The 22907-nt window shown below is 70.5% G+C and carries 22 protein-coding genes; 15 read left to right on the forward strand and 7 right to left on the reverse strand.

What is annotated here, in order from left to right; translation table 11 throughout:
* Positions 1-245: 245 nt before the first annotated feature.
* The 6 genes from GA0070609_RS16865 to GA0070609_RS16890 all read right to left on the reverse strand — a co-directional run bounded on the left by GA0070609_RS16865 (position 246) and on the right by GA0070609_RS16890 (position 5573).
* Positions 246-524 carry a hypothetical protein gene (locus GA0070609_RS16865; RefSeq protein ID WP_088994663.1) on the reverse strand — a complete coding sequence of 93 codons (279 nt, stop codon included), beginning with the start codon at positions 522-524 and terminating at the stop codon, positions 246-248.
* A 108-nt stretch (positions 525-632) separates the two neighbouring features.
* Complete coding sequence (locus tag GA0070609_RS16870; RefSeq protein WP_088994664.1) at positions 633-1067, reverse strand: hypothetical protein; 435 nt, start codon at positions 1065-1067, stop codon at positions 633-635.
* Positions 1068-1115: 48 nt separating this feature from the next.
* Complete coding sequence (locus tag GA0070609_RS16875) at positions 1116-2126, reverse strand: DUF4192 domain-containing protein (RefSeq protein WP_088994665.1); 1011 nt, start codon at positions 2124-2126, stop codon at positions 1116-1118.
* 42 nt (positions 2127-2168) lie between these two features.
* On the reverse strand, positions 2169-3350 hold the full coding sequence (locus tag GA0070609_RS16880; protein WP_088994666.1) for a hypothetical protein: 1182 nt from the start codon (positions 3348-3350) through the stop codon (positions 2169-2171).
* A gap of 860 nt (positions 3351-4210) precedes the next feature.
* A complete protein-coding gene (locus GA0070609_RS16885) occupies positions 4211-5053 on the reverse strand; it encodes a TRM11 family SAM-dependent methyltransferase (RefSeq protein ID WP_088994667.1) in 843 nt (280 codons plus the stop codon).
* On the reverse strand, positions 5046-5573 hold the full coding sequence (locus GA0070609_RS16890) for a hypothetical protein (protein WP_088997787.1): 528 nt from the start codon (positions 5571-5573) through the stop codon (positions 5046-5048). The genes GA0070609_RS16885 and GA0070609_RS16890 overlap by 8 nt, the downstream gene beginning before the upstream one ends.
* A 330-nt stretch (positions 5574-5903) precedes the next feature.
* Here GA0070609_RS16890 and GA0070609_RS16895 point away from each other — a divergent pair, with 330 nt between their 5' ends.
* The gene (locus GA0070609_RS16895) at positions 5904-6674 is read left to right on the forward strand and encodes a hypothetical protein (protein ID WP_088994668.1); all 771 of its coding nucleotides are present in this window, start codon (positions 5904-5906) and stop codon (positions 6672-6674) included.
* A 195-nt stretch (positions 6675-6869) separates the two neighbouring features.
* Here GA0070609_RS16895 and GA0070609_RS16900 read toward each other — a convergent pair whose 3' ends face one another.
* Positions 6870-7283 (reverse strand): hypothetical protein, encoded by a 414-nt coding sequence (locus GA0070609_RS16900; protein WP_088997788.1) that lies wholly within the window; start codon positions 7281-7283, stop codon positions 6870-6872.
* A gap of 575 nt (positions 7284-7858) precedes the next feature.
* Here GA0070609_RS16900 and GA0070609_RS16905 point away from each other — a divergent pair.
* From GA0070609_RS16905 to GA0070609_RS16970, 14 genes are all read left to right on the forward strand, one after another.
* Positions 7859-8131: a pilin gene (locus GA0070609_RS16905; protein WP_231928313.1), complete on the forward strand. Its 273-nt coding sequence runs from the start codon at positions 7859-7861 to the stop codon at positions 8129-8131.
* Positions 8132-8157: 26 nt separating this feature from the next.
* Complete coding sequence (locus tag GA0070609_RS16910; RefSeq protein WP_231928314.1) at positions 8158-9060, forward strand: conjugal transfer protein TrbL family protein; 903 nt, start codon at positions 8158-8160, stop codon at positions 9058-9060.
* Positions 9057-9947, forward strand: coding sequence for a PrgI family protein (locus GA0070609_RS16915; RefSeq protein WP_088994671.1), 891 nt, complete (start codon positions 9057-9059; stop codon positions 9945-9947). The genes GA0070609_RS16910 and GA0070609_RS16915 overlap by 4 nt, the downstream gene beginning before the upstream one ends.
* Positions 9948-9991: 44 nt before the next feature.
* Positions 9992-11695, forward strand: a complete 1704-nt coding sequence (locus GA0070609_RS16920; protein ID WP_088994672.1) for a VirB4 family type IV secretion system protein — start codon at positions 9992-9994, stop codon at positions 11693-11695.
* Positions 11692-14163: a type IV secretory system conjugative DNA transfer family protein gene (locus GA0070609_RS16925; RefSeq protein ID WP_088994673.1), complete on the forward strand. Its 2472-nt coding sequence runs from the start codon at positions 11692-11694 to the stop codon at positions 14161-14163. Before GA0070609_RS16920 ends, GA0070609_RS16925 begins: the two co-directional genes overlap by 4 nt.
* A 205-nt stretch (positions 14164-14368) precedes the next feature.
* Positions 14369-15286 (forward strand): replication-relaxation family protein, encoded by a 918-nt coding sequence (locus GA0070609_RS16930; RefSeq protein WP_088994674.1) that lies wholly within the window; start codon positions 14369-14371, stop codon positions 15284-15286.
* Positions 15287-15528: 242 nt separating this feature from the next.
* A complete protein-coding gene (locus GA0070609_RS16935) occupies positions 15529-16218 on the forward strand; it encodes a hypothetical protein (protein ID WP_088994675.1) in 690 nt (229 codons plus the stop codon).
* A 98-nt stretch (positions 16219-16316) separates the two neighbouring features.
* A complete protein-coding gene (locus GA0070609_RS16940; protein WP_088994676.1) occupies positions 16317-17048 on the forward strand; it encodes a hypothetical protein in 732 nt (243 codons plus the stop codon).
* A 433-nt stretch (positions 17049-17481) separates the two neighbouring features.
* Positions 17482-18726, forward strand: a complete 1245-nt coding sequence (locus GA0070609_RS16945) for a helix-turn-helix domain-containing protein (protein WP_088994677.1) — start codon at positions 17482-17484, stop codon at positions 18724-18726.
* Between the two features lie 74 nt (positions 18727-18800).
* Complete coding sequence (locus GA0070609_RS16950) at positions 18801-19790, forward strand: DUF932 domain-containing protein (RefSeq protein ID WP_088994678.1); 990 nt, start codon at positions 18801-18803, stop codon at positions 19788-19790.
* A 122-nt stretch (positions 19791-19912) separates the two neighbouring features.
* The gene (locus GA0070609_RS16955) at positions 19913-20314 is read left to right on the forward strand and encodes a hypothetical protein (protein WP_088994679.1); all 402 of its coding nucleotides are present in this window, start codon (positions 19913-19915) and stop codon (positions 20312-20314) included.
* 105 nt (positions 20315-20419) lie between these two features.
* Complete coding sequence (locus GA0070609_RS16960) at positions 20420-20740, forward strand: hypothetical protein (protein WP_088994680.1); 321 nt, start codon at positions 20420-20422, stop codon at positions 20738-20740.
* 100 nt (positions 20741-20840) lie between these two features.
* Positions 20841-21170, forward strand: a complete 330-nt coding sequence (locus GA0070609_RS16965) for a hypothetical protein (protein ID WP_088994681.1) — start codon at positions 20841-20843, stop codon at positions 21168-21170.
* Between the two features lie 484 nt (positions 21171-21654).
* On the forward strand, positions 21655-22677 hold the full coding sequence (locus GA0070609_RS16970) for a C40 family peptidase (protein WP_088994682.1): 1023 nt from the start codon (positions 21655-21657) through the stop codon (positions 22675-22677).
* The last annotated feature ends 230 nt before the right edge of the window (positions 22678-22907 follow it).

A 22907-nucleotide genomic window follows, 5' to 3' on the forward strand; every position in this document is an offset into this window, starting at 1 on the left:
TCGGTGCCGGAGGCCCCGGGTCGGCGTGGCTTACTCAGGCGATATGGCCAGCCGCCGCGAGCCGTGGGTGCTCCGTCGCGCCGTGATGTGTCGGTGAATCGGGGCGCGGCGCCCTGCCCGTGCTCGGATCGTGCGAATGGGGTTCGCGAGGAGCGCCGAACGACTGGCCGGTGAACCAGAAGGTGCTCTCTGCGAGTGCGATGCGGCCCTGGCGTCGGTGCGACGGCGGGCCTCGGGTGTTCGTGTTAGCGGCGCACGGGGTGCGCGGCTTGGTCGGCGCGCAGTGTGGTGGCCAGGTCAGCCGGGATGTCGGCGTAGGGTTCGACGGCCAGCAGCACCTCGGTGGGGTCGAGAATCGTCTCGATCAGGCCGATGCGAACCGTGTCGGGTGGGTTGTCGTGGTCGGTTACGAGGTCCCAGGCGAAGTCGACGACGGTCGCGAAGTAGGTGCGGTGTGGGTTCCAGCCGACCTGGATGGTGTAGCGCTCGTAGCCGGGTCTGGGTGTGAGGGTGTAGACGCTCATCGGTTCCTTTCGCAGGGGGTGCGGCCGAACCCCGTCTGGTGCGAGTCGCGCCATGATCGGGTGGCCTTGCGGGCGGCAACGGAGAGCCGGTGGGCCGCCGGACGGGTCTCATGCCTTCAGGTGGCGGGCGCGTTCCTCGGCCAGATCGACGATCTTGTCGCGGCGGGCGGCGGGAAGGGCGGCGAGCAGGTCGATGTACTGCTGTTCCGGTGCGGTAACGGGTTCGGCGAGTGCGCTCTTGTAGGCCAGGCGGGCTGCCTCGTGTGCGGCCTCGATCGGGCCGCTGTGGTCGTAGGCGACAGCAACTTGATGCAGTTGCTCGGCTGCGGCGAGGGGGTCGCGGGACAGTGTGATGTCGTAGATGCGGAAGTTCGCTGGAAGGTTCGCCGCGCCGATGGCGGTGATCAGGCACAGGTTGGCCTGGACGTGGTAGGCGTACGCCTCGGTGCGGGCCAGGGTTGCGCCGCGAGCCCGCACGGCGGCGCGTTCGGCGTTCCAGCGCAGCCGGGCTTCTTCAGCGTGCCTGGCGAGGGCGAGCAGCATGCTGCGAGTGGAATCCATCGTGGTCCTCCTGTTGGTGGGGGGGTTCGGCTACTCGGTTGCGGGGTTGGTTCGGCCGGTGGTGAATGCCTGCGCGAACACCGATGGCGGGAGTCCGGCGTGCAGCGCCTGCCGCAGCAGGTCGGCGAGCTGGTAGGTGGGGTCGACCTGCAGGGCGCGGTCTGCTGCCATGGCGGCCAGAGCGCCGTCACCGCACCGCCACGCGGCGACGGCGAGCAGGGTGGCCGGTGCCGGAACGAGCGCCTCCTCGGCGCGGCGGGTGACCTCGGCCCAGAACGTGACGTGCCCGTCGTGCGGCTGGGTGAGGTCGACGGCACGGTCCCGCACCGAGGGCCGCTTCAGGAGCAGGGTGAGCCAGGCCACCTCGTCGTCGGTGAGACGGTTGCCGCCGTCGTGCTGTCGCAGCGCGCCGCGGACCGCGTGCGCGCCGGCGGCGTCCATGCCCGTCTCGCCGGTGGCGTTGAGTGTCGTCAGGCGGTCGGCTGCCGCACGGGTGGCGTCGCGCATACGGTCGCGGGCGGTGCCGTTGACGGGCGCGAACCGGGCGGCCACGGCTGCCCGGTCCGGTAGCGCGACCAGCCCGGCGGCGGTTGCCTGCACGGCCACGAGTGAGGCGGTGGGGTCGAACGGAGTTCCCTGCGGTGGGCAGCAGGCCGGGTTGTGACAGGTGAGGTTGACGATTCGGCTGCCGGTGACCCGCAGCAGGTCCCGGACGGTCATGCCGCTGGCGGTGAACGCCTCGCCGACGGTGTGCAGCGCCGGGTCAAGGCGGTCGGCGTCTCCGTATCCGACGAGGATAAGGTCGGAGATCGGCTGCTGCCGTCGCACGACCGGAACCAGGTTGGCGGTGAGGTCGAGAAGGTGGCTTGCGGGGGCGCCGGGGGCGGGCAGGTCGCTGCGGGCAGCAAAGACGATCCGGCGGTCCCTGCTCGCGATCACGGCGATGCTGCCGTCGGCGGGGTGGAAGCCGAGGAGGTAGGGCACCGCGGTCACCAGGTCGGCTGGGGATCGCACGGTCAGCTTGTTGTCGGGAAACGACATGATGACCTCCAATGGGAGTCTCGGGTCGGGCAGGTGGCGGGTTCAGTCGCGGTCGGGGTCGAGGTAGAGGTCGATACCGACGGTCTCGACGCTGGCGGTCACCGTGACCAGGTCGATGCCGGGCAGCGCCCGGGTCAGGTCCGCGCAGGCGAGGGCTTCGGCCGCCGCCGTCGCGTCGCCGGAGGTGGCGTGGCCGCGAAGCTGCATCTCGTATTCGTGCCGCCACGGAATCCGCCAACCGTCCTGGTCGCACGTGGCGTACTCGGGGATGGTCCAGCCGTACGCGGTCCATGGCCGCGTCTCGACCGGGCCGCTGGTGGTGGCCGCCCGCATCACGTCTCGTGCCGCGTCGCAGGCTTCCCGGGCGGTGCCGGCGCCAACCGGCAGCATCAGGTCGGCGACCACCGTGACGTGATGTGCCCGAGGCAGCCCGTGGAGGCCGAGGTCGACCAGGAACCGGTCGATCCGCTCGGCGGTGTGCTGATAGATGCCACCGATCTCGTCGTCGATCAGGGCGCGGATCGCGCGGGCGCGGATGCTGCGCCGCAGCTCGTTGAGGGCCTGCACCGCCGCGTCACGGGCGGCAATCGCCGCGGTGAGGTCGCCTGCGAGTTCGGGCAGCTGTGCCGCGCCATCCACGGTTCCCGCGTCGGTGTCGATGTCGTCGTGCGGGACGTCGTCGGGGCCGTGGGCGGCCTGCCACGCCAGCCCGGTCACCGTGAAGCCGGCGTCAGCCAGCACGCGCAGGTGGCCCTCGAGGATCGCGCGTGCGGCTTCGTAGGCGGCGGCTTCCCGGGTCGCGGTGACCCAGGTGTGGAGGGTGACCTGCGCGGTGATGCGGTACTCCTGCGGTCCAGGCTGGTCGCTTTCGATCACCGGTGTCACGTCGATGACGTGGCGCGGGTAGACCGCTATCGCTGGCTGAAGCAGGCGTAGATCGTCTGGTACGCCGAAGCAGGCCTGCTCGCGGGCTTCGTCGTGGTTGGTGTGCGACCGCGTGTGCGACAGCTGCGCGTGGGCGGAGATGGTCCATCGTTGCGGCAGCGGTTCCAGACCCCAGGTGTCCAGGGCGTCCTCGCAGCCAGGCCGGCAGATCAGCCTGTTGTGCAGCGCGGTGATGAGTGCGGAGCGGACGTCGACGGCCAGGGTCTGCCGCTGCTCGATGGCGGCGATCGTTTCGGTGTGCAGGGTGCGGATCTGGTGCGCGAGGCTCTCGTCGGTCATCGCTGCGCTGCCCGATCGTCGGCGGTGGCCCGGTGGGTGTCCATGACGGATTCAGCGCAGGAAGCCGGTGCCGTGGGGTGAGCCGGACGGGGGCCGTTGTTCTCGCTGGCGAGTACGGCGGCACCGCTGAGGAGGTCGGGCGGGGTGGCGTTGCGGTGGCCGGCGCGGTGCGTCAGGTGACGCATCTGTCCTCCTTCGGACATGAAGAAGGCGGCCACCGGATGGTGGCCGCCTGAAGCGATAGGGGATGTCGCCCCGGTCGCGTGGGGCGAGGGGCGTGGGTTGTGGGTGCCAGATCCAAGGCTGGCGGCGGCTGCCGACCGGAAATGGTGGGCGCGATGCCGTCGCGGGAGGCGTCAGATCAGAAGCACATGGAAAGGGAAGGTGAGCGTTCAGGCTAGTCGCGCGGGGAGTCCCGGCGGCCGGGCTGTCAGGCTCGGCCTCCTGGCAGAACCTGACAGCCCGGCGATACCCGCGCTCCTGTCAGGTCTGCTCATCGCACCGGTACCCCGGCCGCAGGACGTTGCGGACAGCGGCAGCTGCCGCGTACCGCTCCACGCGACCGGCGCCGGGACACGGGTCGGCAAGTCATCGCCCGGATCGAGGCGCCCGGTCCCGCTGTGCTCCGGATCGGACTCCCCCGTCAGCCATCGGGCGGGCAGCTGGTAACCCGGGAGCCGGGCCGCCCACTGTCTGACCGTCACCGCAGCAGCCCAGATTAAGCGTGGCGGACGGTGGTGGTGAACGCCTCATACCTCGAGCCGGGCGGCCATAGCCCCCCGCCACTCCCGCTCGGCGGCAACCGCCCGGCTTCGGACGTGCCCGGCGCCGTCAGGATTCCTGACCGTCCCAGGCATCCCTCACCACCGCCGCAGGACCAACACGTCCTCGTGCGCCACCAGATGCACGGGGATGCCCTCGTCCCTGGCACGGCGGACGGCGAGGAGTCCGAACATGTTGGCCCGGTGCACGATCTGCCCGTCACGGACGGCGGCGAGCATCGCCGCGCACCGCTGCACCGGTACCAACCCGACCGACTGGGCGACGGCCAGCAGTTCGCCAGGTAGGTCGATCAAGTCGTCCCGCTGGCGGCGTACCGGCCGGCACGTGATCACCACGATCCCGCCGGGACGCAGGAGTTGGTAGCTGGCGGCCAGGATGACGGCGAACCCCTCGAGCAAGCGAGACCATCCCGCATAGGCGAGGTTGCCGCTCTCCCGATCCCCATAGTGATGGGCACGTTTGCGGACCCCGGTACTCGTCGTGTGCACGAGGCCGTGAGTCCCGCGTCCATACGGCGGGGAGGTGAGCACGAGGCTCACCCGACCGACCGCGGACGCGGGCACCATGTCGAGCAGCCCCCGAGAATCGCCGGTGTGCACCTGCGCCGTGCCGGCAGCACCCTGCGACGCCGCGAGGGCAACGTTGGCGGCAGCCAGCTGCGTGAACCGGGGCTCGACGTCAATCCCGATCGCCTGCCGGCCAAGGTGCATCGCCTCGACCAGCGTGGTGCCGGACCCGCACATCGGGTCGAACACCAGATCCCCCGGCGCGGTGTACGAGCTGATCGCGTGCACGGCCAGGTGCGGCAGCATCTTCCCGGGATGACTGGAGGTCTGCGGGACGTAGCGGCCTCGCCGCTGGTCCCGGGCGGGCTGCTGGCAGGTCAGCCACACCGAGGTGACCGGCAGGGAGTCAACCATCGGCTGCGCCGGTCTTCGTCACGCTGCGGGTCAGGATCAGGACGTCGGTGTGGATGTCCAGCTGCGCCCGCCGGCCACGCCGAGGCAGTCGGTCGGCGGCCACGATGTGCTGCAGGTACGCCAGCCTGGCCCGTTTCGCGGCGATGACGACGTCGACCGGTGCGATGACGTCGCCGTGCGGCAGCAGCACTGCGATGCAGCCGCCCGGCGTGAGGTTGGTGCGGCATCGGGCGAAGAAGTCGACGGGTGAAGCAGCGTCGTCGACCGGCCATCCGGTGACGATCAGGGCGGCTGCCTCCCGACCCCAGCCGACCTGCCGGGGCGCGTGCAGGTGGGTGCGGCGGTGCGCGGCGATGACCGCGCGGGCCAGTTGCGGCCCCACGGCCAGGTCGATGATCAGATCGGACGGGTGGGTGAGGTTGTGGACCAGCCGCACGCCCATCGCGTTGGACATGGTCTCGCCCTGCTGCGGGGCGGGGACCGGCCAGACGGTGATCGGCACGGGCGGGTCGCCGGGCACCACGTCTCCCACGGGGATCGGCGCGCGGCGTGGATGTCTATCGGTCATGGGCACGGTGGCCCCCGGACCGGCAGGGCGTACTGACGATCCCTAGTGCGCCGCTGACAGGCCGATCGAACCCGCCCCGACCTGACAGAACCCGTCACCCTGACCGCCCAACAGCCCGACCAGCGGGCGCGCGGGCCGCCCTGACGGCGGTGAACCCGACAGAGTCGGACACGGCCTGTCCTCGTCTGGCAACGGCCTCCAGTGTCAGGTTGGGCTGTCCCAATCGAGGGCCTCGAGGCCGTCGCATCAAGCGACGCGCTCCACGCCGAGGGGGACATCACCATGGCAACGACAACCCATGTCAGGACGGCCGAGACGGCGCTGACCACCGCCGAGACGGCGTTCATGTTGCTGACCTGCGAACCCGCGCCGCTGGTGTTCGACGCCCGCCCGATACCGGGCCTGCCGGATGCGACGATGCCGCTGGACGAGCTGCGCACGCTGCTTCTGTTGCAGCGATACGACAGCGACACCGCCGACGAGCTGTGGCGGCAACTGGCCCACCACGCCCGCGAGTGGGGACCGGCCTGGGTCGTCGGCGCGATCGGCGTAGCGCTGCCCGCCCTGACCCACCTTGCGGCGAAGATCACCCGCGGGCGGGCCAGGCACGCCGACGACGTCGACTCCGAAGTCCTCGCCGGGTTCCTCCACGCGCTGCGCACCGCGGACCTGGCTCCGCCCCGGCTGTGGCTGCGGCTGTGCTGGGCCGCCTGGCGCTCAGGCATGGCAGTCGTCAAGGCCGACGACGGCGAGGAACTCCCCCTGGACCTGCCCAGCGGGTCACGGTCACCGCGGATGCCCTACGGACATCCGGACCTGCTGCTCGGCCGGGCAGCCGCCGCCGGCCTGATCACCGCCGACGCCGCCGAGCTGATCAGCGCGACCCGCTTCGGCGACGCGCTGATCGAACACCTGGCCGCCGAGCAGGGCGTCACCGCATCGGCCCTACGGATGCGTCGCCGCCGCGCCGAGCGTGTCGTGGCTGCCGCCGTGGTGCGCGGCGACCTGTCCGGCCCGATCCCCGGTCACCGCGCGACCACCACCGCGGCCTGACAGTCTGTCGGCATACCCATGGCAGCACGCGGATCGCGGCAGATCGGGATGCTGGTAGCCCATGGCTGTGACGGCGGCGACGACGTCTGCCAACCTCAGGAGCTCGCCGCCATCCGCGCAGGCTGACGGCGGACTACAGTGGCCGGGCTCGCCGGGTCGTGCAGGGCTTCCCCGACGGGCATCGGGTTTCACAGGTCAGGCGCTGCGGCGGTCAGGCGCATAGAAGGCGTATAGGGCGTTGAGCTGCCGGATCCAGAATTCCTGCTTCGCTGAGGCTGATGGGCGACGCGGCAGCATGCCAAGCTCGACCGCCAACGCATAGAACCCCGGACCGGCGTCATTGGCGTTCAAGTACTGCACTAACGCGGAGATCATGAGCTTGGTCGTCGGACGGTTACGATCCACGATCAACCCCAGGAGGTGCCCCATGGCGGCACGCTCGCTGTCCTGCTCGAAGTCGAATCCGCGCAAGCCGGTCCGTCGGCAGAGCGTGGCATTGAGCTCGGTGTACGTCGTCGTCTTCTCCAGTCGTGCCCGCTCGATGAGAAATGCCAGGCCGGCTTCGATCAGCTGGTCCCACTCGTCGTCGTCGCGCCCGTATCCCGTCATCGCGGCCACCTCGACTGGAGCGCCGAGCAACCCGCGGCGGCGGGCTGCCTGCACGCACCCCGCGCCGTGTCGCCGTCAGCTTGATCACGCTTCACGCTCCATGCCTACCGTCGGCGGGCGTCGTCGCGCCACCATCCGACTGGCCACAATGGCCATCCGCAACGAGCACGCCGTGTCTACACGCCAGTTTTCGGGGCCCTGGCATTCGGCCCCCGGCTTGGCGCCGTCTCGGACGAACGCCCAGACGGCCTCCTCGCGGTCCACTCCGTGCCTTGCCGGCGGCAATGCCAGGCGCTGACCGGTCTCGTCAGGACGTGACAGGTAGATGGAGGGTTCGATCGGCCTGACAGTCGAGATCTGAGCGGTGCATGTCATCCACGGCATGCCCGCCCGGTGGGGACCACCCGGCGGGGCCATTGGTCCGGCATGGCTGGCGCGGCGTCCTGACACCGCGATCCCTTCGCCCCACGCAAGGGAGGAGCGCCCCCGACCGGACCACACCGGTCAATCGCCCTGGTCCCCACCGCGGCGGCCCCAGATCCTTGTGGAGCGCCGCCATGCACACGACTCTTTCCGTGCTGTCCGACCTCGCCGCCGCGCCGCAGCCGATAGCGGCCAACAGCATCAACCAGGTCATCGCCAACATCACCGGCTGGATCATGGGCATCATCGCGCTCGTCGCGACGATGTTCCTGGTCATCGGCGGCCTGCGCTACATGGCAGCCGGGGGTGACCCGGCCCAGGTGGAGCAGGCGAAGGGCAACTTGAAGTCCGCGCTGATCGGCTATGCCCTCACGGTGCTGTCCCCGGTCATCCTGCAGGTGTTGCAGGGCATCCTCGGCGGCTGAGGCGGCCGGTCATGGTTATCTGGCTGATGAACGGCCTGGTCAGCTGGCTCGCCGAGAGGGTCGTCGACCTTCTCGGCGGGCTGCTGGCCTTCCTGACGTCCTCCATCTTTCTGTCACCGGACGTCACGGTCCTGCCGCAGGTCCAGTCGATCGCCAGCAAGAGCGCGCTGGTCGTCAACGCCTGCTTCATCCTCGCGATCATCACCGCAGGCATCGCCACGATGGTCGGCGACTCGGTGGAGACCCGCTACACCGTCAAACACCTCATCCCCCGGCTTGTCGTCGGGTTCGTCCTGTCGGCGTTCGCGGTGCCGCTGACGGCCGCCGTCATCGACATCGCCAACGCGCTGACCGTGGCGCTCGCCGGCGAATCCGCGCCGACCACCGAGGCCGTCACCTTCGCCCGGGTGCGCATCCGATCGGCGATGGCCGATGAGAGCGCCGCCCTACTGACGGTGGTCATCGGGCTGCTCATCGTCGTGTTGATATTCATGCTCGTCGGCAGCTGGCTCGTGCGGATCGGGGTGCTGGTCGTCCTGGCCGGGATCGCGCCGGTGGCGCTGGCGTGCTATGCGACCCCGTGGACGCAGGGTGCCGCGGAGGTGTGGTGGCGCACCCTGCTGGGCTGTCTGGCCACACCCACGCTGCAGGCGGTCACCTTCTCGGCGGGCATCAACCTGGTGATCGACCCGGAGTCGAACCTGCCGATCCTGCTCGGCCTGCCCGGCTCGGACACCCTCAACCTGCTGCTGGTGATCGTTGTCCTCTGGGTCACGGTCAAGATCCCCGCGATGATGCGCCGGTACACGACCGGCAAGGGGTCGCCGAACACCGGCGGGATTCTGCTACGCACGGTGGTCATCCAGGGAGTCACCCGCCGCCTGCCGCTTGGCCGATTCGCGCGTAACGCGATGCGAGGTGGGCGATGACCCACGACGACACCACCCCGCGCGCCGTGGTACCGGCTGACGTCAACGAGCCGGACCGCATCGCGTTCGGGCTGACGTTCCGGCAGCTCGGCATCATCGGCGGTGTCGGCCTGGCCGGCACCGGCATCTACCGCACCGTCGGGCACCTGCTCCCACCGATCGCGTGGATCGTCGCCGGGGTCATCGTGTTCGCCGTCGCGATCGTGGTGGCGCTCGGCCGCCGTGACGGCCTGCCGCTGGATGTGTGGTTGCGGCACGGATTCGCCCTGTCCCGCAGCCCTCGCCAGCTCGCGCCGGGCACGCCCCGAGCGAGCACGGTCGCGGCGGTGGCCGGCACGCCGAGCGTCCCGGCGCCGCTGCGCTCCCCGGTCACGGCGATCAGCCCGACCGGCGTCCTCACCTGCGAGGGCCACAACCGCGTCCTGATCGCCTGCGGCACCACGAACATCCACCTGCGCACCGGCAGCGAGCAAGAGGCGCTGCTGGACGGGTTCGGCCGGTTCCTCAACAGCCTGACCGGCCCGGCGCAGATCGTCGTCGCCACCCAGCGGCACGACCTGACCGCGTACGCGCACGCGACCGCCGACCACGCACCACGCCTGCCGCACCCGGCGTTGCAGGCCGCCGCCGGCGACTACGCCGAGTTCCTGCTCGACCTGGACAGTCAGCGCGATCCGCTGCGCCGGCAGGTCCTCGCGGTCGTCACCGGCGAGCACGCCGGCGACACCGCCGTACGGGCCTTGTCCGGCCTCGGTGTCGAAGCCACCGCGCTGGACGGACCGGCCGTCGCCGCCGCCCTGGCGATGGCGGTGGACCCCTTCTCCCCACCGGTGCCTGGCCCCCGAGCGGTGCCCGGCGCCCCGATCACTTTGCGGAGCACATCGTGAACCTGTTGACGCCGAGGAAGAAGAGGGTCGCGGCGGGGGAGGGCATGCCCTCCCCCGCCGCCCTGTCGGTCACCCCCTGGCACGTGCAGGTTGGCAACGGCTATGCCGCCACCTACGCCGTGTGCGGATACCCGGCCCAGGTCGGCCCCGCGTGGCTCACCCCGCTGCTGTCCTACCCCGCACGGGTCGACGTCGCGGTCCACCTGAACCCCGTCGCACCGCAGGTGGCCGCGCCGATGCTCAAGCGCCAACGCTCCCGCCTGGAATCCTCCCGCCGGTTGGACGCCGACCAGGGCCGCCTGGGTGACCCGATGGTCGAGGCGGCAGCAGCCGACGCCGCGAACCTCGCCGAACGCGTCGCCCGCGGCGCGGCGAAGCTGTTCGAGGTCGGCATCTACGTCACCATCCACGCCCGGACCCTCGACGAACTCGCCACCGTCACCGCGGGCGTGCGCTCCGCCGCCGCCAGCGTGCTGCTGGACCTGCAGCCGGCGACGTTCCGCCACCAGCAGGGCTGGATCTGCACCCTGCCGGTCGGCGTGGACCCGCTGGGGATGCGCCGCATCCTCGACACCACCGCCCTCGCGGCAGCGTTCCCCCTCGCCTCGGCCGACCTCGCCGCCCCCGCTCCCGGCACCGTCTGCCCACCCGATGGGGTGCTCTACGGGCTCAACACCACCAGCAACGGCGTGCTGCTGTGGAACCGGTGGGCGCAGGACAACCACAACAGCGTGGTCTTGGCGCGCAGCGGCGCCGGGAAGTCGTACTTCGTCAAACTGGAGGTGCTGCGCAACCTGTACCAGGGTACGACCGTCAGCGTGATCGACCCGGAGGACGAGTACACCGCCCTGGCCGAGCACGTCGGCGGCAGCGTCGTGCAACTCGGCCAGCCAGACGTCCGGATCAACCCGCTCGATCTGCCCGCTGACAACCGGCCTGACACGCTGACCCGCCGCGGCCTGTACCTGCACACCCTGATTTCGGTCATGCTCGGCGCACCACCACCGCCGACCGAGCGGGCGGCGCTGGATCGGGCCATCACCGCCACCTACGCCCAGGCAGGGATCAACGGCGACCCCGCCACCTGGACCAAACCCGCGCCGTTGCTGCGGGACCTGGCCGAGGTGCTCGCCGCTGACGGCGACCCAGCCGCCAGGCAGCTCGCCGCCCGGCTCGCCCCCTGGACGGTCGGGAACTTCGCCAGCCTGTTCGACGGCCCGACCACCACCACCCCGCGCGGTCACCTGATGGTCTGGTCGCTGCGGCACCTCCCCGACGAGCTGCGCACCGTCGGCACGCTGCTGGCGTTGGACTCGATCTGGTCGGGCATCGACGCTCCCACCGGAGGCGCCCACCGGCGGCGGCAGCTCGTCGTGGTCGACGAAGCCTGGCTGCTGATGCGCGACGGCGAGGGCAGCCGGTTCCTGTTTCGGATGGCCAAGGCCGCCCGCAAGCGGTCCGCCGGGCTGTGCGTCATCACCCAGGACGCCGCCGACGTGCTCTCGACCGACCTCGGCCTCGCCGTGGTGTCCAACGCCGCAACACAGGTGCTTATGCGCCAGTCCACGCAGTCGATTGACGCGGTGAGCGAGGCGTTCAGCCTGACCGCCGGGGAGTCGAGGCTGCTGCTGTCGGCGCCCCGGGGCGAGGGCCTACTCGTCGCCGGTCGATCGCGAATCCCCTTCCGCAGCGTCGGGTCGGCCGCCGAGCATCGGATCGCCGTGACGGGTATCGGGGAGGCCGAATGACAGCCACCCCGACGACCTGGCCAGCCGAGGTCGGGCAGTGGATCATCGCGCGGCCGTGGCTGGCCGTCGTCGCCGCCACCGCGATCGTCGGCGTGGTGGTCGCCCGCGACCAGGTGCTCGCCTGGCGGCATCGGCGGTTCGCCGCCGGCGCGCGGTGGCTGACCATCGCCGCCCCGCCGGAGGTCACCGCCGGGACCGCCGCCGCGTTTTGGACCACCGTCATGGGTGTGCTGACGCCATCTCTGTGGCGGCGCAGGGTGTTCGGCTACCCGCACGTCGGGTGGGAGTACACGTGGACGGGCCGCACCATGGCGATCCGGGTGTGGGTGCCCGCGACGGTGCCGCCTGGTGCGGTCGAGGCCGCCGTCCGCGCAGCGTGGCCCGCCGCCACCCTCACCACCGAGCAAGCCCGCGCGCCGGTCCCGGCCGAGGTCGGTCAGGAGGTGGGCGGGGCATACTGGCCCCAGCACAGCGACGGGCTGCCCCTGCGCGCCGAGCACGACAGCGATCCGCTGCGGGCGCTGCTCGCGGCTGGTGCCGAGGTCCGGCACCGCGAACACGCGTGCGTGCAGATCCTCGCCCGTCCGGCACCCGCCCGCCGCGTCCGTGCGGCGAGGCGGGCGGCGGCGAGTACCAGCGGTCATCCTCACCGGCGACCCGACGCGGCCACCCGCGCCGTCGCGGGCGCGACGAGGCTGGCCATCGAGCCTCTGCTGTGGCTCCTCGATGTCGTCACGCCCGGTTCGTCCCGACCGCGGACCCTGGCGTACCCCACGGCGGGGCGGGCGGCCGAGCGCGATCCGGTGGCCGCCGCCGACGCGCGCACGGTCGTGGACAAGGCCGTACGGGTGCCCCACTTCGAGATCGCGGTCCGGTTCGCCGTGGCGGCCGACACCGGCACAACACCACCGGACGCGCAGCGGGCCACGCACATCCGCAAACGCCTCATCGAGCTCGGGCACACCATCGCCTCGACCGCCGCGACGTACACCGGCCCGAACCGGCTACGGCGCATGAAGATGCCGCAACCGGTGGCCACGATCGCCGGACGGCGGCTGCGGCGAGGGTTCCTGGCCACCGTGCCGGAACTCGCGGCCCTCGCAGCGCTGCCGCAAGACCTCGCGGTGCCGGGCCTAGGTCGGGCGAGGGCCAAGGCCGTGCCGGCGCCGGTGCAGGTACCCGCTGGCGGACGAGGCGTGAAGGTACTCGGCCGGTCGCAGATCGGCCACCACAGTGTCGGCCTGACCGTCACCGACGCCCGCCAACACGTGCACGTGGTCGGCAAGACCGGCGTCGGCAAGAGCACGCTGCTGCTGAACATGATCCTCAGCGACATCAAGTCCGGCCGTGGAACGGTGGTCATCGACCCACGTGGGGACCTCATCACCGACATCCTCGACCGGCTGCCCGCCTCCCACGGCAAGAGGACCGTGATCATCGATCCAGACCAGGAGAACCCGGGCTGCTTCAACCCCCTCGACGACCAGGGCGATCCGCACCTGGCCGTGGACAACCTCGTCGGGATCTTCGCCAAGATTTTTCAAGGCCAGTGGGGCCCGCGCATGGACGACACCATGCGCGTGGCCTGCCTCACGCTGATGCGGCACGCCAAACCGACCTTGAGCCTGGTCCCGTCGCTGTTGCAGGACCGGGAGTTTCGGGCCAGGTTCACCCACGGCCTGGACGACCCGGACGGACTCGGCGGGTTCTGGCTCTGGTACGACGGCATCACCGAGCAGTTCCGCGGCCAGGTCATCGCACCCGTCCTCGCACGGCTGCGGGCCTTCCTCCTGCGGGACTTCGTCAAGAGCGTCATCGGCAACGCCCGCAGCTCGTTCGACATGGGCCGGGTGCTCGACGGCGGAGTCCTGCTGTGCCGGCTGCCCAAGGGCATCCTCGGCGAGGAGACCAGCCGCATCCTCGGCTCGATGATCGTCGCCCGGGTGTGGCAGGCCGCCATCGCACGGGCCACGATCCCTGAAGACCAGCGTAAGGACGCCTGCCTCTACGTCGATGAATGCCAGAACTTCCTCACCTTGCCGGGCAGCGTCGGGGACATGCTGGCCGAGGCCCGCGGTTTCCGGCTCGGGCTCGTGCTCGCCCACCAGGACCTGGCGCAACTACCCAAGGACCTCGCCGCGGCGGTGTCCGCCAACGCGCGCACGAAGCTGTTCTTCACCGTCGACCCGGCCGACGCCAGGGAGCTGTCCCGGCACACCAAACCCGAGCTGGACGAGCACGACCTCGCCCACCTCGACGTCTACACCGCCGCCGCCCGGCTGCTGGTCGGAAACCGGGAGCTGCCCGCGTTCACCTTCACCACCAACCCGCCGGCGCCGGTCGTGGGTGAGGCGACCGCGATCCGGCAGTACTGCGCCGCCGCTCACAGTCGCGCTGATGGTGAGCCGCCGATGCAGCAGCTCGCCCGCACGGCGATGAAGCGGCGCATGAAACACCGCGACCACTGATCCCCCGGCCGCTCCTTCGGGGACTCGGCTGGGTGCGGCACCGCGGGCTCGTTTGGGGGTGTCCGCGACACGAGGCCCCAGACGAGCTCCGCGCGTCCGGCCTGTCAGGTGCCTGGCCTGCCCAAACCTGCCCGTGGGCAGCCCTGAAAGCAAGATCAACCTATACAGACTCCCTACGGGACTCTCTCCACGGGGTGGACCCTCTATGCCGCAATCCCGCGCCGCCAGTCTGCTAGCCATCTATCCGCACATCACCAGCCGTGACCGCCGGCTGCTCCAACTCCTCGACGACCATCAGGTCCTCACCACCGACCAGATCCACCGCATGCTGTTCCATGCCCGCCGCACCTGCCAGATCCGCCTCGGTGAGCTGCACGGGCTGGGCCTGCTGGACCGGTTCCGGTTCGCCCGCGACGGCGGCGGCAGCTACCCGTGGCACTGGACACTCGGCCACAACGGGCACCGGTTCCAAGCCGCTGCCCACCAGCGGCCCGAACCCACCGTCCGGACGAGCCGGCAGAGCGTGCAGCGGCTGTCGGCGAATCCGCACCTAGCGCACCTGCTCACCGCGAACGAGTTCTTCGTCCAGCTCACCGCGTACGCCCGCCAGCACCCCGGAGTCCGGTTGGACCGGTGGTGGTCCGAGTCGCTGACAACCAAGCAGTTCCGAACTATCACCGCCGATGGGCACGGCCTGTGGAGCGTCGGCGACACCACGGTCGGGTTCTTCCTGGAAGCCGACACCGGCACCGAACCACTCGGCCGGGTGGTGGCCAAGCTCGACCGGTACGCCCAACTGATCCGCCGCGGCGGCCCCCGCTACCCGGTGCTGTTCTGGCTCGGCAGCGAACACCGCGAGGAACATCTCCACCGGCTCCTACCCGGCGAGCACGGCGACGTCCCGGTTGCGACCGCCACCCACACCAGCGACCCCGCCGACGCCGCCTGGCTGCCGGTCGGCGCCACTGGCCGGGTTCGGCTCGCCGAGCTGCCCAGCGACCACGGGCAGCCCCTGGCGGACAACCCGAACTACGACGACGGGGGGCTTCGTCTTCTGACAGACCCTGACTGCCGCACGGCGAGTTCTGGCACCGCAGGTCACAGGCATGATCGACATTCCTGACAGGGCTGGAGCTGTCAGGTCACGGGGCTACGGTGCAGCTTCGTCTTTGTTCTCACCACCGCCCGTCGTTTCCCCATCGGATCTGCCCGCGCCAGCGGGATCGCCCTCAGCCCACCCCTCGCGGTCGGCTCGTGATCCACGCCCGCGCCATCTCAGGGCAGCGTCCCGGTCCAGACGCCGCGAACCGGTGGCAGCACCCACCCCCCTCCATGTCCCGCCCTGACGCGAAGGAGCACCCAGCCATGCCCACGCTCACCCCGGTCACCGGCCAGGTTGTCACCGTCTGTTTCGCCACCGGCGACGACGCCGACTGGTTCGCCGCCAGCGAGAAGGTCAATGACCTCCTGCACGCCAACGGCACCCCGGCCCGCCGCTACCGCGTCCGCCACCGCCGCATCATCGGCTGGCTGACCCGGTTCATCGGCTACTACCTGCTCGACGCCGCCCGCCGCTTCGGCGCGGTCACCATGGCCGCCGGAGGCCGCAAGAGCCGCCTCGATCTGACCGGCACCGCCGCCAAGGCCGCCCACGACGCCGCGCTGCGCTGGCGTGCCTGGCACACCCACATCAACGCCACCACCAAGCCCGCCCGGCCCTGGGAGGACTACCTCGCCCAACACCACACCGACCCGGCCAAGGTCAGCCTGGCCGAAGCCCGCCGCCGCTTCGAGCAACAGCCCCGCGCCCTGGCGATGCTCGCCCACGGCGTCGACCCGTACGAGCTGTCCGTCTACCAGGCCGGCGAAGCCACCTACGTCGGTCTGCACTGGCGCATCGCCCTGATCGGCGACGCGCTGATCACCACCGACGGCCGACTCCTCGCCCCGACCAGCGACTCCGTCGCGGACCGGTTCCGCTTCCTGAACGAAGCCTGCGCCTACCTGCACGGCCTGCGCTCCAGCGCACGGCTGTGCGCCGTCGCCATCGCCTAGCCACCCCACCGCCTGAACACATCCGAAGACCGGCCGCAGTTCGCTGCGACCGGTCTTCGCCATGTCCACACACCCTCGTCCCTGAAGGAGATTCCCCCGTGTTTCTGACCGATCCGGCGCTGCGTCGCATCGCCGCCGACACCAACGACGTCCTTCCCGAGCACCTGTGGCGCCACGACACCGCCACCCTCGACCCCATCGGTGACCTCGCCCGCCTCCTACACACGACCGCCCGCGACTTCACTGACAGCACCACCAGCCTCGACCAGGCCCTCGCCCGAGTGAGCGTGCTCGCCGAGAAGGCCCGTCAAGGGCTGGCCGTCCGCGCCGACCTGCACGCGGCCGGCTACCACCAAGTCCTCACCGACGCGCTCACCGCCCGCGAGCGGCACACCGTCCTCGGAGCCGGGCTCATCACCACCTACCGCGCCTGGCGCAACCACCAGACGATCGGCGACGGCGATGAGCGGCACCTGCTCCTGCGACGCTGCGACCCGTCGCAGGGCGTGGCGACGCTGCGGCGCAAAGACCCGAGCACCTGGCAGGTGGTGCCCGACGCCGAGGCCGCCACCGCCTTCGACATCCCCTACCCCGATCGGGTGGTCGGCGAGGTCACCGAAACCGACCATGGGTGGACGCCGACGGCGTACACCGACCCGCAGCATCGCCAGACCACCTCCGTCATGGCGTACCCGCTGCCCGTGTGTGACGACCTCGCCTCGGCCTGCCGGTCACTGCTGCGCTGGTGGCACCTGCGCCACTCCGACGCGTGGCGAAGCCGCACCCCTGCCCAGCTCACCCCGGCCGAACTCGCGCACCTCGCCAGCTAGAAGCAGATCCATGCTGCTGCGGCGGCGCTACGTCGACCCCGGCGACAGCGTCCCTGCCCCACACCGACTCCTGCCACATCGGCAGCTCGCGGCGGACCAGCCGCGTACACGTCGATGAGTCCGACACCGAACTGGATCTGACGGTCGGCCCCAGACAGCTCCGCCTGTCCCACGCTGGCGCCGGAACTTACCACAGCCCTGCCCAGGGCAGGCTCTAAATCTCATCCTGCAGTCCGCGACCGACGAGCCCACCGCTCCCGCCATTGACCCCTCGGTCACACCCCCGAGGCCACCGGGCCGCAGCACCCAACACGGCAGGGCACCGCTTCACGCGCCTGCCGCGCAGACCGCTGCCCGCGACCCGGCACACGACCACCCGGCACCACACCGTGCCGGGCATCCACAACCCCACATTCCCAAGGAGAGGAACCTCATGGAAAACCTGTCCCTGACGCCTGCCACGCAGGCCGTCCTCGATGCCCTGACCGAACTCGGTCAGGGCAACCTCCACGAGCTGGCAGACCGCTCCGGCAAGGCCCGGTCAACCACCGACAAGGCGATCAAGACCCTGGCCAACACCGGACTGATCGTCGCGGTGGACACCGGGGCCGACCCGGCCGACGGCACCCCCACCCGGTGGACCCTGGCGACCCCGGCAGAGCCCACCGACGCCGCGCGCGACATCGGCGACCTCAGCAACGAGCACACGGCAGGCGCGGACGTAACCGACCCCACCGACCCGGACCTCGACAACGCAGCCGACAAGCCGGACACCGACGACACCGAGCAGGCCGACCAGCCCGGAACCGACGGCGACGGCGACGAGGAAACCGACCGAGACGCCGCGGCCAACGGCGCGGAGGAAGCCGCCGACCAGGACGTTAGCGACGAGGGCCCGGACGACGAGGACAACGGCGAGGACGACGAGGGTCGGACGGTCACCGTTTTGCAACCGACGCGCCCGGGTGACCGCAAGGTCATGGCCATCAAGGGCGTCCTGGCCGACTACAGCGACGACGGCGCGACGCTCGACGTGATCGTGGCCGAGAGCGGCATCGGTCACCCGACCGCCACCAGGCTGCTGACTGCCATGGAGCAGGCCGACGCCGCGCGCCGCCTGCCCGGCTCGCCAGAGCGGTGGATCCCGGGTCCGACCAAGGCCAGCGAGGTCGACCCGAACCCGGAGCCGCCCCGCTGCCCGCTGTGCTACCAGGTGATCCGTGGGGTGGCGACCACGCCGAGCGCCGCGGCGACCGTGCTGCCGTTGATCCGTCCGGACGGCACGCTGCATGTCGTCGGCCCGGACGGCGAGACCCACGTCGTCACCCTGCCCACCCGCACGCCTATCCGCGCGGCGGGCGTCGCCAGGAGCGTGGGCCGGCGCAGCGACGGGACCGTCAACGCCGACGGTAGCCAGCCGTTCGGCCGGGGCGAGCTGGAGAAGCTCACCCTCGACGTGCTGGCCGCCAACCCAGGCCGGGCGATGACCCCGCAGGACATCGCTACGGTGCTCGGCGGGCAGCTCGGGCGCATCGTCAGCAGCGGGGCCGTGCGCAACAACTGCACCAAGGCCGCCGCCGCCGGCCGCATCCTCTTGGTCTCAGACACGCCGCTGACCTTCACCTACCCGGCACAGGCCGAGAGCGGCAACGCCGCCCAGGCCGATGCGGTCAGCTGACACTCACGATCCCCAGCCCATCGCGGGGGCCGAGTCGTGCGCTCGGCCCCCGCGGCACATTGAGAGGAGAAACCGTGCCGCACGAACTGGAGACGTTCGCGGACGGAACGACCGCCTTCGCCAGCGCCCGCCTGTCGGCCTGGCACCAGCTGGGCACCGTCACCCAGGACACCATGAAGGCCGAGGAGATCATGGCCAACGCCCGCCTCGGCGACTGGGGCGTGCGCACCATCCGCACTGTCGGCATCGACGTCGTCGACGGGGTCGCGGTGCAGATCCCGGCCGATGACAAGCGGATGACCGTGCGCCGCAACCCGGTCACCGGCCACACCGAGTATCTGGGCATCGTCGGCACCGACTACACCGTGGTCCAGAACGAGCAGTGCGCCGAACTGCTGGATCGCCTCGTCGATCAGGTGGGCGGCGCCCACTTCGAAACCGCCGGCAGCCTGCGCCGCGGCAAGAGCGTGTTCGTAACCATGAAGCTCCCGGAGGCGATGGAGATCGCCGGGGTGGACCGAATGGACCTCTACCTGATCGGCACCACCTCGCACGACGGCACCGCCGCCCTGCGGGTGGACGCCAGCCCGATCCGGGTTGTCTGTGCCAACACCCAACGCGCCGCCTTCCGGCATGCGGTCGGGCACTACACCTTCCGGCACACCTCCAACGTCAACTCTCAGATCAGCCAGGCCCGCGAAGCGCTGGGCCTGATGTGGCGGTACATGGAGACCTTCGAGAAGGCCGCCGAGCGGATGCTGCAGACCGAGCTGACGATGCGCGAGTTCGAGAACGTGGTGGCGCAGGTGTGGCCGGTCAAGGACAACGCCTCCGAGCAGACCAAGAACAACGCCAAACAGCGGCTCGGCACCCTCAAGTACCTGATCCGCGAGGCCGACGCCCTCAAACCCATCACCGGCAGCCGGTGGGCCGGATACCAGGCCATCACCGAATACCTCGACCACTACCAGCCCGCCAAGGACGCCACCGCCCGCGCCACCCGGGTGCTCACCGGCAACGTCGGCGACCTGAAGCTCGCCGCCTTCGACCTGCTCAAGGTTTGACCACCCCCTCGTCCACGCCCCCGGGGCGGCGGTCACCGTGCCGCCGCCCCGGCCCGCACAGGGAAGAGACACGCCCCATGGCACAGCACAGCTTTGTGGGGGTCAGACCAGGCGGGCAGCCGATGAGCGCCCACATCCGCCACCCCCGCGACCTGCAGCAGGCAGTGTGCGGGCTGCCCGCCGCCGACGTTCGACGGTGGGAGACCGAGGAACCACCGCGCAGCACCTACACCTGCGAGGACTGCTACAGCCTGCTCCCGGAAGCTCAACGCCCCGACGACGCGAACCACCCGCCAGGAGACGCCACGCTCATCGCCACGCTGCGGCGCATCGTCGCCGACCGCCAGTACGCCAAGATCGACGGGGTCCTCGTGGACGTATGGTCGGCCGCCGCCACGGTCGTGATCTGGGACCGCCTCGCCGACAACCAGCGGCAGCGGCTGCTGGCCCTACCGTCACACGAGCTGATCCTCCGCTGCGTCGCGATCTACACCCGCCTCACCAGGCACGGGGGTCGCCAGTGACCGGCCTTCGACAACCCAGTGGTTCCACTTCGGCCCGTGGCTGTTCTCGATCGACGCCGCCGAAGCGCTGATCGCCACCACGCCCCGCGACGGTCCCTCGACGTCATGACCTGGGCTACCGCCTACGGCCTGACCGGGCTCGACGAGCCGCACCAGGTCAACCTCATCGGCCCGACCAGCACCGGCCTCAACCGCGCCTACGCGATGACCACCGACTTGACCAAGCCCCTGGTCGTCGCCCACCTCGACGTCACCGGGCACCCACCCAGCCCGCTGCTCATCGACGGCACACACCGGCTCTACCGCGCCTGGCGCGAGCACCTACCGCGGTTACCCGCCTACCTGCTCACCGCCGACGAAACCCGCCAGATCCAGGACATCACGCTCCTCGGACCCGGCCGGACCTCCATCGCACCGCCAGCCTGAACGGCGGCCTTGACACCACCCCCTTACCGCGTACGCCTCGGACGCCGGCCACCGTGCACGGCGGCCGAGGCGTACGCGCATCCACTCTCGGGAGAACCCCGTGGCCTACACGCAACCGTGGCAGAGGGTCTGCGACTGCCGCTGCCTCGTCAACCTCCACCTGCCGCGCACCACCTACACCGAGCCCGACTGCGCCTGCACCATCACCTGCGCCACCCAGCCCCTCACCCTGCTGGCCGACCCGTGGGGCTGCGCACTCTTCCTCGACCACGGCGGCGACCTCTGGCACGTCCCCGCCATGGCCAACGGCACCTGGGACTGGGCAAGCGCCGCAGAAATCGGCAGCCGCCACGACTTGTACGACGCCAGCCGCCTCCTCGAGCACCTGCTACGCCAAGCCGCCCAGGTACTCCACACACCCATCACCTGACCGCGCCGTCCAAAGTGGCCGATCACACGGGCGGCCCACAGCCCTTGTGCGTTTCACGACCCGAGAAGACAGCGATGTCGCACTACCGCAGCGCCCTCGAGCGCGACTGCACTGCCGCTGCCCGCTTCACCGTGGCCAGCCGCGCTCGGCCTACAACGACCCCGGGCCGTCCCTGCCTGGCCACCTACGCCAGCCAGCCCATGCCCCGTTCGCCCCACAGATCAACGGCGCCCTGTTCCTCGCCTACTCCGGGATGCCCTGACACGCCCCGGCCTCGAGACCGACCAATGGGACTGGCGCGACGCCACCCGGACGACGTCGGCCACCCGCTGTTCGAGACCGCCGATCGCCGACTTCCTCCGCGACACCACGCCGGGTTGCTGCCGCTCATCCCCGCCTGTAACCCGAAGGACCGCTGTACCTCCGCCGGCCGCACCGCGCGGACACCGGCCTTTTTCTGTTGTCAACGGAAGGTAATCACCACATGACCAAAGCGATCATCGGTGTCGTCACCGTCGTCATCGTCGCCTGCTTCGGACTGCCCATGCTCCTGCTGTCGGCCGTCATGGGTGGCGGCTCCGGCGGGTGCGGCATCGCCGCCCCGCCCCCCATACGCCCCTCCGGACAGCCACCTGGCGGCAGAACCTGGGACACCGAACAGCTGGAAATGGCCGCCACCATCATCGACGTCGGGGTCGCTAAAGGTGTACCCCGCTGGGGCTGGGTCGTCGCCGTTGCCACCGCCATGCAGGAATCCGGCCTGCGGAACCTGCCACACCTCGGCGACCGCAACGACCACGACTCCATCGGCGTGTTCCAGCAGCGCCCGAGCCAGGGCTGGGGCACCGTTGCGCAACTGTCCGAGCCCGCCTACCAGGCGGGCACGTTCTTCGACAAGCTCCTCACCGTTCCCGGCTGGGAGTCGATGCCGCTCGCCCAGGCTGCCCAAGCGGTCCAGGTCTCGGCCTTTCCCGACGCGTACGCGAAGTGGACCGACGACGCCCTGCACTTGGTGGAGCAGCTAACCAGCACTCTCGCGGACTGCGCCACCGATGCGCTCTCCGCCCTCCCGGATGGGTTCGCGTTACCCGCTAACACCCCGCCAGCCGTGGCAACCGCCATCGTCTGGGCTGTCAACCAGCTCGGCACCCCGTATCACTTCGGCGGATCATGCACCGACCCTCACTCCGGCGACCCCGACAAACAGTGCGACTGCTCGTCCCTCATGCAGTCGGCGTACCGGGCAGCCGGTATCTCCATCCCCCGCGTCACCACCGACCAGGCCAACGCCGGGAAGCCGGTGGCCTACCCAGCGCTCCTGCTGCCCGGCGACCTCATCCTCATCCCCGGCAGCGAAGGCACGATGGCCAACCCGCGCCACGTCGGCATGTACCTCGGTGATGGGCTCATCATCCAAGCCCCGAAGACCGGCGACGTCGTCAAGATCACTCGGCTGAGTCGTTGGATCACCCGGATCGCAGCAATTCGCCGCATCGTTAAAGGTTAATTATTGCATCTGATACAACATTCGGGCCGTTCAAGAACTGAGGCGCAGCAAGGCTTTCCCGCAGTAGAGAGTACCTAGTTCGTGGGACCTTACCTGCGGAGATGCTGTCTGATCTCACATTGTTGCGTTGGATGCAACGAGGTGATGAGCGTGCCTCCACCCCCTCCGCCGCCCGGCGGCGGCTGTCGCTAGTGCTGGCAAGCCGGACGCTGTAGGGCCTTGGTGAGCTG

It is taken from the genome of Micromonospora echinaurantiaca (assembly GCF_900090235.1).
Taxonomy (GTDB): Bacteria; Actinomycetota; Actinomycetes; order Mycobacteriales; family Micromonosporaceae; genus Micromonospora; species Micromonospora echinaurantiaca.

Bases quoted from the DNA above. Each gene is read 5' to 3' on its own strand.
- GA0070609_RS16865 (WP_088994663.1), bottom strand. From the start codon at position 524: ATGAGCGTCTACACCCTCACACCCAGACCCGGCTACGAGCGCTACACC.
- GA0070609_RS16870 (WP_088994664.1), bottom strand. From the start codon at position 1,067: ATGCTGCTCGCCCTCGCCAGGCACGCTGAAGAAGCCCGGCTGCGCTGG.
- GA0070609_RS16875 (WP_088994665.1), bottom strand. From the start codon at position 2,126: ATGTCGTTTCCCGACAACAAGCTGACCGTGCGATCCCCAGCCGACCTG.
- GA0070609_RS16880 (WP_088994666.1), bottom strand. From the start codon at position 3,350: ATGACCGACGAGAGCCTCGCGCACCAGATCCGCACCCTGCACACCGAA.
- GA0070609_RS16885 (WP_088994667.1), bottom strand. From the start codon at position 5,053: ATGGTTGACTCCCTGCCGGTCACCTCGGTGTGGCTGACCTGCCAGCAG.
- GA0070609_RS16895 (WP_088994668.1), top strand. From the start codon at position 5,904: ATGGCAACGACAACCCATGTCAGGACGGCCGAGACGGCGCTGACCACC.
- GA0070609_RS16900 (WP_088997788.1), bottom strand. From the start codon at position 7,283: ATGACGGGATACGGGCGCGACGACGACGAGTGGGACCAGCTGATCGAA.
- GA0070609_RS16910 (WP_231928314.1), top strand. From the start codon at position 8,158: ATGAACGGCCTGGTCAGCTGGCTCGCCGAGAGGGTCGTCGACCTTCTC.
- GA0070609_RS16915 (WP_088994671.1), top strand. From the start codon at position 9,057: ATGACCCACGACGACACCACCCCGCGCGCCGTGGTACCGGCTGACGTC.
- GA0070609_RS16920 (WP_088994672.1), top strand. From the start codon at position 9,992: ATGCCCTCCCCCGCCGCCCTGTCGGTCACCCCCTGGCACGTGCAGGTT.
- GA0070609_RS16925 (WP_088994673.1), top strand. From the start codon at position 11,692: ATGACAGCCACCCCGACGACCTGGCCAGCCGAGGTCGGGCAGTGGATC.
- GA0070609_RS16930 (WP_088994674.1), top strand. From the start codon at position 14,369: ATGCCGCAATCCCGCGCCGCCAGTCTGCTAGCCATCTATCCGCACATC.
- GA0070609_RS16935 (WP_088994675.1), top strand. From the start codon at position 15,529: ATGCCCACGCTCACCCCGGTCACCGGCCAGGTTGTCACCGTCTGTTTC.
- GA0070609_RS16945 (WP_088994677.1), top strand. From the start codon at position 17,482: ATGGAAAACCTGTCCCTGACGCCTGCCACGCAGGCCGTCCTCGATGCC.
- GA0070609_RS16955 (WP_088994679.1), top strand. From the start codon at position 19,913: ATGAGCGCCCACATCCGCCACCCCCGCGACCTGCAGCAGGCAGTGTGC.
- GA0070609_RS16960 (WP_088994680.1), top strand. From the start codon at position 20,420: ATGACCTGGGCTACCGCCTACGGCCTGACCGGGCTCGACGAGCCGCAC.
- GA0070609_RS16970 (WP_088994682.1), top strand. From the start codon at position 21,655: ATGACCAAAGCGATCATCGGTGTCGTCACCGTCGTCATCGTCGCCTGC.